This is a genomic window from Paraburkholderia madseniana (genome assembly GCF_009690905.1).
GTDB lineage: Bacteria > Pseudomonadota > Gammaproteobacteria > Burkholderiales > Burkholderiaceae > Paraburkholderia > Paraburkholderia madseniana.
Genome location: NZ_VOSW01000003.1, coordinates 43,739 through 59,232, shown reverse-complemented (window position 1 = coordinate 59,232; position 15,494 = coordinate 43,739). Strand labels below are relative to the sequence as shown.

Below are 15,494 nucleotides of genomic sequence, written 5' to 3'. Positions count from 1 at the left end.
TATCTGAGTGACGCACAGCTTAACGCTTGTGCATTCTTTGAATCAGAATTTCTCCGACAGGTGCATGAATGACTCGCAAGTCTAGATTGCTGACGTTAGGCGGCGTGGTCATCGTGGCCGCGCTGATCGTCGTCGCATTGCTGGTTTGGAAACCCGCCATCGCACCGATCAGCCCGCCGGCGGCATCGTCGTTCGACGCGCAGACAAAGCTCGCCGGCGCGCGCGTCGTGGCGCTCGGCGACTGTATCGTGTGTCACACCGCGAAGGGCGGCAAACCGTTCGCGGGGGGCCTGCCGCTCGCCACCCCGTTCGGCACCATCTACGCGACCAATCTCACGCCCGATGTCGAAACCGGCATCGGCAGCTGGTCGCTCGAAGCATTCACGCGAGCAGTGCGCCACGGCGTCTCGCGCGACGGTCACCTGCTCTATCCCGCGTTTCCTTATATTCACTTCACGCGCATGTCCGATGGCGACATTTCAGCCGCCTACGCGTACCTGATGACGCGCGAGCCGGTCAACGCGAGTGCGCCTGCCAACGACCTGATCTTCCCGTTGAACTTCCGGCCTTTGCTGGCCTTCTGGAACATCTTGTTCCTGCACCCCGGCGAACGGGCTGCGGATGTTTCGAAAGATGCCGAGTGGAATCGCGGCAAGCTGCTGGTGGACGGCCTCGGTCACTGTGCCTCGTGCCATTCGCCGCTCAACGCGATTGGCGGTGAAAAGCTGGGACATGCATTCGACGGCGGCATCGTCGACGGCTGGGAAGCTCCCCCGCTGAATGCACTCAGCGCGGCGCCGAAGCCCTGGACCCAGGAACAGCTCGTCACGTATCTGCGCAGCGGCCGCGCCAGCGAACACGGCGCCGCGGCCGGCCCGATGCTGCCCGTCACGCGTGACCTCGCTACGGTACCCGAAGAGGACGTGCAGGCGATTGCCACTTACATCCTGTCGATTCAGAAAGCGCGCCCGGCCGTCATGGATGCCGCTGCCGAGGGCGTCGATCACGCCGATGCGTCGCCTGCGGCGCAACGCGGCGCGACCCTGTTCGGCGCATCGTGCGCGCAGTGCCACGGCCCCGCCGCGCCGATGCAATCGATCGGCGAGCGCCCCACGCTGGCGTTCAGCACCGCCGTCAACGCAACAACACCCCGCAACGCCGCCCAGATGATTCTCAGCGGCAATGGCTGGCACGGCGAGGACAGCATGAACTACATGCCGTCCTTTAGCGAAATCTACAGTGACCAGCAGATCGCCGACCTGGTGTCCTATATCCGCGCGACCTATTCGCAGCGCGGAGAGTGGAAGGACGTCGAGGACACGGTGGTCAAAGTCAGAAAGGAGAATAACGCGCGATGATCAACCTTACTGTCAATGGCGTGCAGCACGCGCTGGATATCGATCCGTCGACGCCACTGCTTTACGCACTGCGCAACGACCTGCACCTGCACGGCGCCAAGTTCGGCTGCGGTCTTGGACAATGCGGCGCGTGCACGGTGATCGTGGGCGACAAGGCCGCATTTTCCTGCCTGATGCCCGTGTCGTCGATCGGCAGCCGCCCCGTGCGCACGATCGAGAGTCTCGGCACCGCCGAGCATCCCGGCCCGCTGCAGAAGTCGTTCATCGAACATCAGGCCGCGCAGTGCGGCTATTGCATCGCCGGCATGATCATGCGCGCTCAGGCGCTGCTCGAGCGCAATCCGCGGCCGACCGAGAATGAGCTGCGCGAACACATGGAGCCGAATCTTTGCCGTTGCGGTACCCACATGCGCATCCTCGCCGCGATCCGCGAAGTCGCGCACCTGCCCGCACCCGACGCTACGCCCGCCCCGCCTCAAGGCGCGGTGACCCATGGAGGCACGCAATGAGCGTCAAAGAAGACGATATCAACGAGGGACGCCGCCGCTTCATGATGTCCGGCGCGCTCGTGGTGAGCTTCAGTCTGTTCCCCGGCATCAAGGCCATGGCGCAGGAGGTGATCGCGGACGAAGGTGCTGCGGTACACGTGGCCAAAGCGACCGAAACGCTCGCGGGCAGCCTGAAGACCAATCCGTTTCTCGATGCATGGATCAAGATCGATCCCGCAGGCAAGGTGACTGTCTACACCGGCAAGGTGGAATTAGGCACCGGCGTGCGCACTGCGCTGCTGCAAATCGCAGCCGAAGAGCTGAACATGGCACCCTCGCTGATCACGTTCTTGACCGCCGATACGGGCGCCTCGCCGGACGAGGGACTCACGGCGGGCAGCCACACCATCGTCGACAGCGGCAGCGCCTTGCTGAACGCCTCCGCCCAGGTGCGCGGCCTGCTCGTCGATGCGGCGGCCAAACACTTCGGCGTCGAGAGCGGCGTGCTGCAAGTTCAGGACGCGGTCATCAAGGCACCCGACGGCCGCACGATGACGTACGGTCAGGCGGTCGGCGCGGTGGATCTCCATCGCATGGCAACGCCGGTGTCGCCGTTGAAAGACCCAGCCAGGTTCGTGACGATCGGCACATCATTGCCGCGCCTGGATATCCCGGGCAAGGTGACGGGCGGCCCGAGCTATGTGCAGGACATGTCGATGCCGGGCATGCTGCATGCGCGGGTGGTGCTGCCGCCGGTTTATGCTGCGAAGCTGCTGCAAACCAATACGCCCGAGATTCTGAAAATGCCGGGCGTCGTCAAGGTGATCAGGGACGGCAGCATGCTGGCCGTGGTCGCCAAAGGCGAATGGCAGGCGGTGCAGGCGCAACGCGCGCTGGCCGCGGGAAGTCAGTGGAGCGCCGGACGCACGTTGCCCGACCCGGCTACCGTACACCGCGATCTGAAAACGATTTCCACGCAACACATCGAGATCGCGAACACGCACAATGCAGCCGGCGCGCCCGTCAAAACGCTGAGCGCGAAGTACACCAAGCACTACATGCTGCACGGTTCGATCGGGCCATCCTGCTCGGTCGCGCATTTCAAGGACGGCACCATGACGGTCTGGACGCACTCGCAAGGCGTCTATCCGCTGCGCGATGCGCTCGCGGAAATGCTGTCGCTGCCGAAAGAGAATGTGCGCTGCGTTCACGTCGAAGGATCGGGCTGCTATGGGCACAACGGCGCGGACGACGTAGCCACGCACGCCGCCTTGATCGCCCGCGAGATGGCAGGCCAGCCGGTTCGCGTGCAATGGATGCGCGAACAGGAGCATACCTGGGATCACTTCACACCCGCCATGGTCACCGAAGTGAGCGCATCGCTCGACGCGAGTGGCAGCATCGTCAACTGGGATTACGCGCTGTGGAGCAGCTCGCACAACGAGCGGATCGTGAACGCGGGGCGGCTTCTTCCCGCGCAAATGCTGGAAAAACCCTTCGTGCCGGCGCCGTCGGTGCCGATGGTGCAACCCGAAGGCGGCGGCGACCGCAACGCGATTCCGCTGTACGCGTTCCCCAACATGCACGTGATGAACAACTTCTCGCCGACCATGCCGTTGCAAACGTCGGCGATGCGCTCGCTCGGCGCACATATGAACGTCTTCACGATTGAGACGTTCATGGACGAGTTGGCCGCCGCGGCCGGCGCCGACCCCGTCGCGTTCCGGCTCAAGCATATGCAGGATCCGCGCGCGCGCGACGTGATCCGGCTCGCGGCCGAAAAATTCGGCTGGCCGCGCGCGCCGCGCAAGGCCAATCATGGCGTCGGCTTTGCGTTCGGAAAGTACAAGAATCTGATGTCGTATGTGGCGATGGCCGTGGAGATATCCGTGGTGCCCGAGACGGGCCAGGTGATTCTCGAACACGCCGAAGTGGCGGTGGACGCGGGGCAGATCGTCAGCCCCGACGGCATCCGCAACCAGATCGAGGGCGGCCTGATTCAATCCACCAGTTGGACACTTTATGAACAATTGCAATTCGACACAGCGAGAATCCGCAGCTTCGACTGGAGCAGCTACCCGATCCTGCGGTATTCCGCCGTGCCGCGCGGTTTGAACGTGCATCTGATCAATCGGCCGGGCTTGCCGTTTCTCGGGGCTGCAGAAGCGTCGATGGGTCCGACCGCCGGCGCGCTCGGCAACGCGTTGTTCGATGCGACTGGAAAGCGCTTGCGCGACATGCCCCTGGGTGGCGATAACCTGCGCCGTCTGATTGACGTATAAAGAATCCGCACGGCGCAGCTTGCACAAGGTGGAGCTGCGTCGCGGATATCAGTAACGTTTCTACAAGGAACACGCCAGTGATCATCGATCTATCGGGCAAAACCGCCATTGTCAGCGCATCCACGGCGGGCATCGGCCTCGCGATCGCCACAGGGATCGCGGCGGCAGGCGCGACCACCATTGTCAATGGACGCAAACAGGAAGCGGTGGACCGCGCCATCGACACGATTCTTAAGACTGTTCCCACGCCAAAGCTACGCGGGTTCGCCGGCGACCTCAGCACGCCCGAGGGCTGCGACGCGCTGGCGAAAGCCGTCCCGCAAGCGGACATCCTCGTGAACAATCTGGGCGTGTATGGCCCCGGCGACGTTTTCACCACCACCGACGACGACTGGGCGCGCTATTTCCAGGTCAACGTGATGTCAGGCGTAAGGCTGACGCGTGGCTACCTCAAGGGCATGATGGAACGCAAGTGGGGGCGCGTGGTGTTCATCTCGTCGGAGTCGGCACTGAACATTCCCCCCGACATGCTCGCGTACGGTTTCTCGAAGACCGCGCAATTGAGCATCGCGCGTGGCATCGCCAAACAGGCCGCCGGCACGGGCGTGACGGTGAACGCCGTGCTGCCGGGCCCCACTTTGTCGGACGGCTTTCGGGCGATGGTGGAAGAGACGGCGAAGGCGCAAGGCAAAACGGTCGAACAGGTCGGCATCGATTTCGTGCGCGCGCATCGCCGCAGTTCGATCATCCAGCGGCCGGCAAGCACGGAAGAAATCGCGAACATGGTCGTGTATGTGTGCTCGCAGCAGGCTTCGGCAACCACAGGCGCGGCCTTGCGGGTGGACGGCGGCGTGGTGGATACGATTGCGTGAGCGGATGACGGGCACACACTATCGGGCGCATCTGCCCCGCGATGCAGGAGAATGTCCGTCCGTCAGTTTTCGCCACGGTCGGACCGGGCAACACAGAAGGGACTCAATCGAAACACGATGAATAGCAAGAAAAATATGGCCACGGTACTCGCGGCGGTCCTGTTCACGGGTCAAGGTTTTGCACAGGGACTCGCTAACAACGCCACACAGAATGCCTCCGATGCGGGTAGGGGGCCGCCCGTCGCACAGCAAGGCAGTGGCCCCTCGGCGACGCGCACCAGCAGGCATCACATGTTGCATGACAATGCAAAGAAAAGCAGCAATCCCACAGCAAAACCCAAGCCACAACTTAAGCCGGACTATGCGTGTCAAGATCTGCACGTCAAACCGATGAATTGCCCAACCCGATAGCGAGACGCGCCATCTTCCTGTTCGAACGGCCTGGCTTGCCGTCAGCCGGATTGGCAGAAGTCGTTAGTAGAAGCCCTTCTCCCCTTCCGGCCTGGTCTTGAAACGCTTGTGCACCCAGTAGTACTGCTCTGGAATATGCGGAATTTCTGCCTCGATCCACTCGTTCATGCGGCGCGCGTCCGTATAGTCATCGCCGCTCGCAAAAATACGTGAATCACGCAACCGATTGGAAATTTGCCAAACACGATCTCGTCTTGTGAATGCGCGCTATCTTTTTCTGAAGACCTTCGAAAGGCGCATCTGTGCCACCACCGCCCTCCCACTCAGTGCGACAATTGAGCCTATCAAACCGTGCGCAGTCCAGGACAGGCGCAATCAGGCAACTACCGCGGGAATCTTCGATGAAGCTGTCATTTGAGGTATTGGAAGCACTCGACGCAATCGATCGCACCGGCACGTTCGCGGAGGCGGCCGAACTTCTGCATCGTGTGCCGTCGTCGCTGAGCTATCTGGTGCAGAAGCTCGAAAGCGACCTCGAAGTCAACCTGTTCGATCGGAGCGGCCGGCGTGCGAAATTCACACACGCTGGACGCGTGGTGGTCGAGGAAGGCAGGCGTCTGCTGCAGGGCGCCGAAGAACTCGAGCTCAAGGCCAAACGCGTGCAACACGGCTGGGAAGCGGACCTGCGCATCTGCATCGACGAAATCCTGCCTTTCGACGCAATCTGGCCGCACGTCCATGCGTTTTACGACATGAACATGGAGACTCGCCTGCGCCTGTCCCGGGAAGTGTTGGGCGGCACGTGGGATGCATTGATTACGCGGCGTGCCGACCTCGTGGTTGGCGCCGCGGGCGATCCACCCAACTTGCCCAATCTCGTCACCCGCCCGATCGGCTCGATGCGCCATATTTTCGTGGTAGCGCCCACTCATCCGCTCGCGGAGCTTCCCGAACCGCTGACCATGGAAACCGTCGCACGCCATCGCGGCGCGGTCATCGGCGATACCTCGCGCGAATTGATGCCGCGCACCGTCGGTGCTGCCGCTACGCAAAATTGTCTGACGCTGCCCACGCTCGCCGGCAAACTCGCCGCGCAACTCGAAGGGCTCGCAGTCGGCACCATTCCCGAGTGCCTCGCGACAGCGCCTATTGCACGCGGCGAGCTCGTCGCCAAGCAGGTCTTCGGCATGCGGGATGTGACGCACTTTTATATGGCTTGGCGCGAAGATGAAACCGGGCAGGCGATGCGCTGGTGGATCGATCGACTCGACGCACCCGATCTCGTGGAGCGGTTCGTCAGCAACCAGTACGTATGACGGCGGCCGGTGCGTGTCAGGCGCCGATACAGGCCGGCCGGCAATCCTTGTTGTCGACGGCGGCGATTTTTACCTCCAGTTCGGCCAGCAAGGCGCGGCCGTCCTGAACATCCGGATCAGCCGGGTACTTGCTCAGGCGAGCCAGCGCTCGCGCCAGCAAGTCGCGCGCCTCGCCCAAACGGTCCTGCTCGATCCAGAGCCGCGCGAGACTACTCGCGGCACGCACCGCGAGAACAGCCGCGCTCTGCTGGCGTGCCGACTCCAGCGCGGTCGTGAACCACGCTGCGGCATCCGCGTCCCTTTGCAAGGCGCGCATCACGTCACCTTTCGCACGGCACAGCTCGGCGTAATACCACCGCTCCCCTGTCTCCTTGCAATGCTGCAAAGCTTCGTCGATCGCGGCCAGCGCTTCTGTGTACTGTTCCGCACGCATCAGCGCGCGGGCGAACTGACATAGCAGCATCGTCAGTTGCGCCAGAAAGTCGATGTCACGAAGTTCGTCCAGCGCGCCGCGAAATTGCGCCAGCCTGTGCGGATGCTCGCCGGACAGCGAAAACAGATACTCGTCATAGCACGCACAGCAGGTGTGCCAGATCGACAGCGACACGCGCGACGCAATGCCCTTCAGCATCGCAAGTCCGCGTTCTGCCGCCGCGCGCTCGCCCACGAGCAGCGCAAGCGGCACAAAAACGTCGCCGAGCACATAGCAGGTCACGAGTTCGAAATCGTGTTGAACGGCAGCCTCCAGCGCCTCTCCGGCAAGCCGCATCGCCCCTGCCGTGTCGCCCAGCGCCCACGTCACGCGCGCGAACAGCGCCCGCGCGACAATGGCCTGGTTGAACCTGAAGCCGATCGTGTTCCACCGATGATCCGAGGGTACCCAGGCGCTCAACATCTCTTCGAGCTTCTGGCGAGCCATGCGCTGCTCGCCGACGTAATGCAGCGCGGCGCCTTCCATGCGGCGGCCGATCAGACTGTGTGTCGCGTCTGTGAACTGACCGGCCAGCGCTTCGAAGCGCCGCGCCACGACCAGCGCCTGACGCGCCTCCCCGCCCGCCTGATACGAGTGCCGTAGTCCGCACAACGCGCGCGATTCAAAGCCGGCATGGTCCACAGCAACAGCAAGCGTCAACACTTCGGACCATGCTTCCATCGTCTCCATAGTCGGACCCTGCGTATAGACAAGCGCAGCCGCCCAGCTCGTCGTCAGCCTCAAGCGCGCTTCGGGCGGAAAGTTTGAAGGGTCTGTATCACGCGCGGCATCGAGCGCGGCGCGCGCGCGGCTACGGCATTCGTCGACCAGCGAAAGATCGAACAGATACGGCACGACAATCGAGGCAAGCTCGATGCCGACCACGTGATCGCCCGTGGCCGAAAAAGCCCAGTCGAGCGCGGCTCGCACATTGCCGATTTCACGCGTGAAATCCGCCAGACCGTCTTGCAGCGACGTCACCGCCAGATCGTCGCGCACGTGTTTGAAGCGCTCGCAGAATGACTTTGCGTGAGCGAGCGCGGCGGCGCCACGCTCGCCGTTGTCGTCGAGTCGCTGCAGCGCATAGGCGCGTGTCGTTTCCAGCAGACGATACCTCGGTGAAGCGCTGCCGTCGGCTCGAATCACCAGCGACTTCGACACGAGGCCGCTCAGCGCATTCAGCACTTCCGTCTGCGTGAAGCCAAGTTGCGCACCGACGTAGTTGGCCGAATCGAACGTGAACGCATCGACGAACATGCCGAGCCAGCGCAAGATGACACGTTCGCTATTGTCGAGCAGACGGTAGCTCCAGTCGAGTGTCGCCTTCAACGTCTGATGGCGCGGCAACGCCGTCCTGTAACCTCCCGACAGTATCCGCAAGCAGTCGTCGAGCCGCGCCGCCAGCACTTCAATGCCGAGGACCGCAGCACGCGCCGCCGCCAGTTCGATGGCGAGCGGAATGCCGTCCAGATGCCGGCAGACCTCTCCAATCAGAAAAATGCTGCGTTCGTCGGACGAAAATTGCGGATCGGCAGCGCGGGCGCGCGCGAGAAACAGCTGAACCGCACTCGTCTGCAACACATCATCGCTTGGGTTTTCAGGGCTGGGCACGTCGAGCGACAGAACCGGATAGACGACTTCGTCACGCGAGCGCAGCGCTTCGCGACTCGTCGCCAACACCCGCATACCTTCGCCGGCTGCCGCCAGCGCCTCCGCCATGGTGGCAGCGGCTTCGATTACGTGCTCGCAATTGTCCAGCACGATCAACAGGCGCTTGCCCCTCATCTCATGCGCGATCTGCGCAAGCGAAAGGCCGGACGAAGAAATCTTCATGCCGAGCGCCATTGCAAGTGCGTCCAGCGCAAAACGTGAGTCCGACACCGGCGCAAGCGACACGAACGCCACACCGTCGGGAAAGCGCGGCAACATCTGTCTCGCCGCTTCGATAACGAGGCGCGTCTTACCGATGCCGCCCGATCCGACGAGCGTCACGATTTGCGCAGGTTCGATGGCGGCCAGCACCTCCGCGACGGCGCATTGCCGCCCCACCAGCGCCGACACATGGAGAGGAAGATTGTGCGTGTTTAAGCGGTGCGCATCTGGCCGGTGTATCGCGAGGGCGTCCGCGCTCACCTTCGCAATCTCAGCGCCCGCCGCCATCTTCACGCCGGTCATACGGTAACCGCGGCCTGGCACCGTCACAATACGGTCGCGATCAGCGCCCAGCGCCTTGCGTATCGCCGTAATATGCACCTGGAGGTTGTTTTCTTCTACGATCGTGTCGGGCCAGACGTGCCGCATGATCTCATCCTTGGAGACCAGCGCCCCGTTGGCGGCAATCAGCAATTCAAGGACGTCGAAGGCGCGGCTGCCGAGACGCACTGATTCGCCATGCGAGCGCATTTCACGATGCTCGAGCGAAATGTGAAGTTGTCCAATTTGAATCATCGCAAGCTCGCGAATCCAGAAAAGTGAATCGATTGAGCGACAGCGTTGCGTATGTCTCGATAGTCTGTTCCTGGGTAGTCAGGTCCGGACGGACGCGTGGGCAACCGGAACCCGAAAAGTTTCGTGAGGAAGTCTATCTCGATAATCAGATTAGGGAAATACTACGGCAGTTCGAGTCCGCAAATAGCACAAATTTTTGATCGATCAAATCAAATTTCTTGACCCTTCGGTCATACAGGACGACCTGCGTGTTTCACTGACCGAAACTGGCTTGCATGCCGGCGTGCGGTGGGCTTCGCGATCGCCTACTGCGCCTTGTTCAATACCCTCTGCTTGCTGCTAGCCGCGGATCGCCCGCTAGTCTTTCCATTGCGCGCCCAGAATCAGTCCGCAGAAATTCACGCGGCAGTATTCAGGATCGATCCGCTCGAGCACGTCCGCGCTGACCGTCCCGAACGTCGATGCCGGCCGATGCGCGATGCCGCGCCCGATTGCGTCGATGATCCGTTCCTTGAACCCGCTGTCCCGCGGATACGCCTGCAGTATTTCGTCACGCTGTGTTTGCGTGCAGGCATTCAGGTTCTCCGCAAGCAGGTCCGTACGCACCGCCTCGGAAAGTCCCCGTGCAAGCGGCGACATATGCGCCGGAATACCGGGCGTCATGTGCAGCGCAATCGCGTGCCAAACATCGTTCATCTCAGCAGCCGAGGCGCCGTAACGCCGCAGAAATTCCCGCGCTGCATTGGCGCTATCCACTTCATAGCGCAGTTGCGAATGACCGAATGCCGAACTCAGACCGACGCCGGCGAACATCGCGGCGACGTATAGCGTACCCGGATCGCACGCGAGCCCTTCGCGTTCGAGCGTCAGCGACGCAAACACGAACACACGCGCCGCATGACCGACCAGCACGTCCGGCAGGCACGCCAGCGCAGCGTCCGCAGCCGCCACAGCCATTGGACTTCGCGGGATCGGGACGCCCGCGACGATGTCAGGCGAAGTTGCACAACTAGGCGTCATGGCGCGGGCTCAGCGGAGTAGACCTGAATTGTTATTGGAACGGCTTATGCACGCCGGCTCGCCGGCGTTCGCGTAAACCATGAAACACGGTAGCGTCCCGCGCCGCCGATTACGATCGTGCCGAACAGGATCAACAGCATCCATGTTGAGACCGATGCCGTATCACGACTTGGGAAGCAGATTAGAGTGAGGGCGCACTAAAAGTCCTGACGACCACCTTAAATATTCTTAAACGTAGCCGCGGAGACTGCGTGAGAGAGCGCAAGACTGCGACGCTGGTTGTCAATGCTTGAGGGAACGACGCCTTTAGCAGGATTTATGACGCGCTCAGGACTTTTAAGGTATCCGTGCGCGATCATCGCCTCACCGATGTCCGCAATCTTGAGGGAACCTGCTATGTCTTACGATCCGTTTTCGCCCAACGCCTATGGGGTCGCGGCCGCAGGATCGAGAAGCCGAGGCACCCAGCCATGAAGACCACGTCCACATGGCGCCTGTTAGGGGCGATCTGCGCAACCCTCGTGGGCGTGGCGTTCTTCTTCACCATCATCGGTGTCTTCGGACTGCCAGCGTCGATCATCGCGCTCGCACTCTTCGTCGCGCTAGCCGTAGCGATCTCCCTGCGCCCCCAAACCGAACGGAAACAACCGTGAACCTCGATCCCGCCATCCTCGCGCGCGTCCAGTTCGCGTTCACCGTCAGCTTTCACATCATCTTTCCGACGATTTCCATCGGACTCGCTGCGTTTCTGGCCATCATGGAAGGCCTGTGGCTGAAGACCAAAGACCCGCTCTATCTGCAGATCTATCGTTTCTGGCTCGGCATCTTCGCGATGGGCTTCGGGGTCGGCGTGGTCACCGGGATCGTCCTCTCGTTCGAATTCGGCCTCAGCTTCGCCAGATTCGGACAGATGGCGGGCCCAGCCATCGGCCCGATGATCGGGCTGGAAGTGCTGACCTCTTTTTTCCTGGAAGCCGGGTTCCTTGGCATCATGCTGTTCGGCTTCAACCGGGTCGGACCGAAGCTTCACTTCCTCGCCACCTGCATGGTTGCGCTCGGCACGTTGCTGTCGGCATCGTGGATCCTCTCGGCCAACAGCTGGATGCAAACTCCTGACGGCGTGGTGGTCGAACACGGCCGGGTCGTGGTGACCGACTGGCTGAAGGTGATCGTCAACCCCTCCTGGCCGTATCGCCTGCCGCACATGCTGGTAGCGGCCTACATCACGGGCTCGTTCCTCGTTGCCGGCGTCGGCGCCTGGTATCTCCTGCGCGGCGAACATGAAGCGTTCGGACGCCGGACGGTCTCGATCGGGCTCACCTTCGCCACCATCCTGATCGGCTGCCAGGTCTTCGTCGGCGACATGCTGTACGGGAAAATGCTCGAGCATCAGCCGGCCAAGATGCAGGCTGCTGAAGGGTTCTGGGAAAAACAGTCGCAATCGCCCGCACCCTATTACTGGTTCATCGTCCCGGATCAGCAGAACCAACGCAATCGCTTCGCGCTCGGCACCCCTTACCTCGGAAGCATCTGGCTCACCCATAGCCTGAGCGGCCGGGTCGAAGGATTGAAGAACACGCCACGCGACCGCCAGCCGGTCATGGGTTGGGTCTTCTACGGCTTCCGCACGATGTACGGCCTTGCCATCATCATGTTCGGCGTATGTATTGCATCGCTGTGGCTGCGCTGGCAAGGCCGGCTCTTCACCACACGCTGGTTCCTGCGAACGCTCGTCGTGATGACGCCATCCGGCGTGATCGCGACGCTCGGCGGATGGTATCTCGCCGAGACGGGTCGCCAGCCTTGGGTGATCTACAACATCCTGCGCACGGCCGACGCCGTCTCGCCTGTCCCGGCAGGCGTACTGCTTTCGACGCTGATCGCGTTTGTCTGCATCTACGCGCTTTTCATGACGGCGTTCCTGATCTTCAGCTTGCGCATGATTCGGCGCGGTCCACAGGCGGCACAGTCCGAACCGGTGGCCACCGGCTCGCTCAAGCATGCGCTGAAGCCCGCGGTGATGAATGATCCTGCCGGCCGCAACCCGGCTCCAGTGGAGTAGCCCGTCATGATTCTGCCGCTGCTCTCCGCGCTGTTCACCGCCTTCGCGTTGTCGCTTTACGTCCTGCTGGACGGTTTCGATCTGGGTGTGGGCGCCTTGCTGCTCCTGCAATCCGATGAACGGCTGCGCGACCGCATGGTCGATTCGATCATGCCCACCTGGGACGGCAACGAAACCTGGCTAATCATGGCCGGTGTCGCGCTGCTCGCTGCCTTCCCCATTGCCTACGGTGTGTTGCTTCCGGCGTTCTATATTCCGCTGATCGTCATGTTGCTGGCGCTGGGACTACGCGGCGTCTCATTCGAGTTCCGCTACCAGATCGAGAAGGGGCGACGCTTCTGGGACGCGGCGTTCGGTGTCGGCTCGATCGTGGCCGCGCTCATGCAGGGGCTGATCGTCGGTGGGCTCATCCAGGGGGTGAGCGTCGTTGGTGACAGCTTCGGCGGCAGCGTCTTCGACGTTTTCCGGCCGTTCCCCGCGCTGACCGCGATCGCCGTGCTCGCCGGCTATATCGTCCTCGGCGCCGGCTGGCTCCATCTGAAAGCGACAGCGGCGCTGCGTGAATTCGCGGAGCGCTGCCTGCGTCTGGCGGTGCCGGGCTTCGTCTGTCTCGCCGCAGCAGCCTGTGCCGCCGCGGCGTGGGTTCAACCTGGCATTCGCGCGGCATGGGCCGCGCATACGATCGCCCTCGTGCTGATCACGGTGCTGTTTCTCGGTGTGACTGCCGCCCTCCTGCGGGCGATCGGCGGCCGTGCTGACGGACGCCCGTTCTTTCTGGCGCTGGCGCTGTTCGTACTGGGCGTAGCGGGCCTTGGTTTCGGTATTTTTCCGGACATCGTGCCCTTCCGTCTCACGCTCTGGGCCGCGGCATCGGCGACCCTCAGCCATGTCTTCCTCCTGATCGGTGCGGTGATTGTCACGCCGGTCGTACTCGCGTATTCTGCCTTCGCCTACCGCACGTTTCACGGCAAGACGCCCGAGGCGGGATGGGAAGCATGAGCCCGCGCATCCGGCGTCTGAGCTGGTTCGGCGGTCTCTATCTGGCGGCCGTCGCCACCCTGGTTCTCGTCACCGTGGTGATGCATGCCTTCTTGCGGCTCATTACGTGATCATCACCTGCAAATACAGATCGATCGGCTCCTGCCATGAGTGACACTGCACGGCCGACAGCGACGCCCGCTTCACCTCCGCCTGCACCGGCGCTCATGATGTCGCCGGTGCACACGCGCCTGCTGCTGATGGGCCTTGGCCTCGCCACCGGGATGGAGTTTTATACGTTCGACAGCATGAACCTGGTGCTGGCGGATCTGACCGGCACGTTGGGCGTGTCCGCGGACGAAGCGAGCTGGCTGCTGACCGTCTATAGCTGCGCGCTGTTTCTCGGCGTACCTGTCTCGATCTGGATGGCCGGGCACTACGGCTACAAGCGCTTCCTGCTCTCGACCATCGTCGTATTCGCGATCGCCTCGATGGGTTGCGCGATCTCTCCCGATCTCAGTTCGATGCTGATCTGGCGCGCCGTCCAGGGGCTGGCCGGGGCGGGCCTGGTCGTATGGTGGCGCGCGAGCATCTATGTGCTGATGCCCAAACCGCAGCGCAGCCCGTCGCTGATGAAGGCTTCCACGTTGCTCTATCTGTCGAGTGCGGCAGGGCTTCTGGTCAGCGGCTATATCACGGACCATTTCAACTGGCGCCTGATCTTCCTGCCCAATCTGCTCTATGCAGCCGCCGCGATATGGCTCCTGGCCCGCTACTTTCCGACACTCCCGCCGCCCGCCTCAGAGCGCGTGGTCAGCAGCGACTGGCTCGGCATTGTGCTGCTCGCGACGGCGCTGATCTCGCTTCAGATCATTCTCAATCGCGGCGAAATCGACGATTGGTTCGGATCGCTACATATTCGCGTGCTCGCCTTGACCGGCGGCGCGGCCCTGCTTCTGTTCGTCGTCTGGCAGGCAAGCCCTGCGAATCGAACGCCGCTTCTCTGGCTCGGTCTGCTGCGTGACCGTTACGTGTTGTCGTCCGCGTTGATCGGTGTCTTCACCGGCATGATCCTGTCAGGCAGCCTGTTCGTTCTACCCGAGTTTCTGCGCAATCTCTCGACCCATACCCATAGCGCGACGCAGACCGGGCAGATCATCTGCATCTATGCGTTGACCGCAGCCGCCATCCGGCCGCTTATGGTCGGTCTCATCGCGCGAATCGGCCAACGCAAGACGATCGTGCTTGCTCTCGTCATGCTGATCGCGTCGATGGTGCTGTTCAATCGTCTGCTGACGACGGACACGCCGGGCTATTACTATGTGGCTCCGCTGATTCTTTACGCCTGCTGCCTGTCCCCGTTGTTGCCGGCGGTGGGCAGCGGCACGGTGGCAAGAATCGAGCAGAACAAGCTGCTCGATGGCGTCTCCCTGTACATGACTTTCAGGCAGTTCGGCGCGTCGCTCGGGGTCGCGCTGCTGACCATTCTCATCGGGCATCGCGAGACGCTCCATTCATCCCGCCTGTTCGAGCACCTGCGCCACGACAATCCGGTGACGCGAGACTGGGTCTCGTCGGTGAGCGCAACGCTGGTCGCGCGCGGTGGCTATACCCCGTTCGAGAGCCAGCGCGCGGCGCTACACGTTCTCGCCGAAGCAGGCGCACGCCAGGCTGCCACGCTCGCGTACGCGGACGCGTTCGCCTTCATGGCGGTCGTCGGCGTGATCGCACTGTGCCTCGTCCCCATTATTCCGCCGACCCCGGTGGCCAAAAAATAAGCAACGCGG

At 62.5% G+C, this 15,494-nt stretch carries 12 protein-coding genes and 1 pseudogene; 10 read left to right on the top strand and 3 right to left on the bottom strand.

All coding sequences use genetic code 11. The features are described 5' to 3' along the window. Nucleotides 1-68: 68 nt before the first annotated feature. The 5 genes from FSO04_RS02670 to FSO04_RS02650 all read left to right on the top strand — a co-directional run bounded on the left by FSO04_RS02670 (nt 69) and on the right by FSO04_RS02650 (nt 5,411). Nucleotides 69-1,358 (top strand): c-type cytochrome, encoded by a 1,290-nt coding sequence (locus tag FSO04_RS02670; RefSeq protein ID WP_154558220.1) that lies wholly within the window; start codon nt 69-71, stop codon nt 1,356-1,358. Beyond that, on the top strand, nt 1,355-1,867 hold the full coding sequence (locus FSO04_RS02665) for a (2Fe-2S)-binding protein (RefSeq protein ID WP_154558219.1): 513 nt from the start codon (nt 1,355-1,357) through the stop codon (nt 1,865-1,867). The genes FSO04_RS02670 and FSO04_RS02665 overlap by 4 nt, the downstream gene beginning before the upstream one ends. Then, complete coding sequence (locus tag FSO04_RS02660) at nt 1,864-4,128, top strand: xanthine dehydrogenase family protein molybdopterin-binding subunit (RefSeq protein ID WP_154558218.1); 2,265 nt, start codon at nt 1,864-1,866, stop codon at nt 4,126-4,128. Before FSO04_RS02665 ends, FSO04_RS02660 begins: the two co-directional genes overlap by 4 nt. A gap of 77 nt (nt 4,129-4,205) precedes the next feature. Next, nucleotides 4,206-5,000, top strand: coding sequence for an SDR family NAD(P)-dependent oxidoreductase (locus FSO04_RS02655; protein ID WP_168435543.1), 795 nt, complete (start codon nt 4,206-4,208; stop codon nt 4,998-5,000). 117 nt (nt 5,001-5,117) lie between these two features. Continuing rightward, the gene (locus FSO04_RS02650; RefSeq protein ID WP_154558217.1) at nt 5,118-5,411 is read left to right on the top strand and encodes a hypothetical protein; all 294 of its coding nucleotides are present in this window, start codon (nt 5,118-5,120) and stop codon (nt 5,409-5,411) included. A gap of 63 nt (nt 5,412-5,474) precedes the next feature. Here FSO04_RS02650 and FSO04_RS02645 read toward each other — a convergent pair. Beyond that, nucleotides 5,475-5,615 (bottom strand): annotated as a pseudogene (locus FSO04_RS02645) (LpxL/LpxP family acyltransferase); the annotation flags it as partial. 197 nt (nt 5,616-5,812) lie between these two features. On the opposite strand from FSO04_RS02645, the gene FSO04_RS02640 reads away from it, so the two are divergent. After that, nucleotides 5,813-6,727 carry a LysR family transcriptional regulator gene (locus tag FSO04_RS02640; RefSeq protein ID WP_154558215.1) on the top strand — a complete coding sequence of 305 codons (915 nt, stop codon included), beginning with the start codon at nt 5,813-5,815 and terminating at the stop codon, nt 6,725-6,727. A gap of 16 nt (nt 6,728-6,743) precedes the next feature. Here the strand turns inward: FSO04_RS02640 and FSO04_RS02635 are convergent, their stop codons facing one another. Both FSO04_RS02635 and FSO04_RS02630 read right to left on the bottom strand, forming a co-directional pair. After that, entirely contained in the window at nt 6,744-9,647 is a 2,904-nt protein-coding gene (locus tag FSO04_RS02635; RefSeq protein ID WP_154558214.1) for an ATP-binding protein, read from the bottom strand. Nucleotides 9,648-10,004: 357 nt separating this feature from the next. After that, nucleotides 10,005-10,667 carry an HD domain-containing protein gene (locus FSO04_RS02630; protein WP_154558213.1) on the bottom strand — a complete coding sequence of 221 codons (663 nt, stop codon included), beginning with the start codon at nt 10,665-10,667 and terminating at the stop codon, nt 10,005-10,007. A 470-nt stretch (nt 10,668-11,137) separates the two neighbouring features. Here FSO04_RS02630 and FSO04_RS47365 point away from each other — a divergent pair, with 470 nt between their 5' ends. The 4 genes from FSO04_RS47365 to FSO04_RS02615 all read left to right on the top strand — a co-directional run bounded on the left by FSO04_RS47365 (nt 11,138) and on the right by FSO04_RS02615 (nt 15,485). Beyond that, entirely contained in the window at nt 11,138-11,320 is a 183-nt protein-coding gene (locus FSO04_RS47365; RefSeq protein ID WP_233464714.1) for a hypothetical protein, read from the top strand. Further along, entirely contained in the window at nt 11,317-12,729 is a 1,413-nt protein-coding gene (locus FSO04_RS02625; protein ID WP_233464713.1) for a cytochrome ubiquinol oxidase subunit I, read from the top strand. Before FSO04_RS47365 ends, FSO04_RS02625 begins: the two co-directional genes overlap by 4 nt. 6 nt (nt 12,730-12,735) lie before the next feature. Then, the gene (gene cydB, locus FSO04_RS02620) at nt 12,736-13,728 is read left to right on the top strand and encodes a cytochrome d ubiquinol oxidase subunit II (RefSeq protein ID WP_154558211.1); all 993 of its coding nucleotides are present in this window, start codon (nt 12,736-12,738) and stop codon (nt 13,726-13,728) included. Nucleotides 13,729-13,874: 146 nt separating this feature from the next. Further along, entirely contained in the window at nt 13,875-15,485 is a 1,611-nt protein-coding gene (locus tag FSO04_RS02615; protein WP_233464712.1) for an MFS transporter, read from the top strand. Nucleotides 15,486-15,494 lie beyond the last annotated feature (9 nt).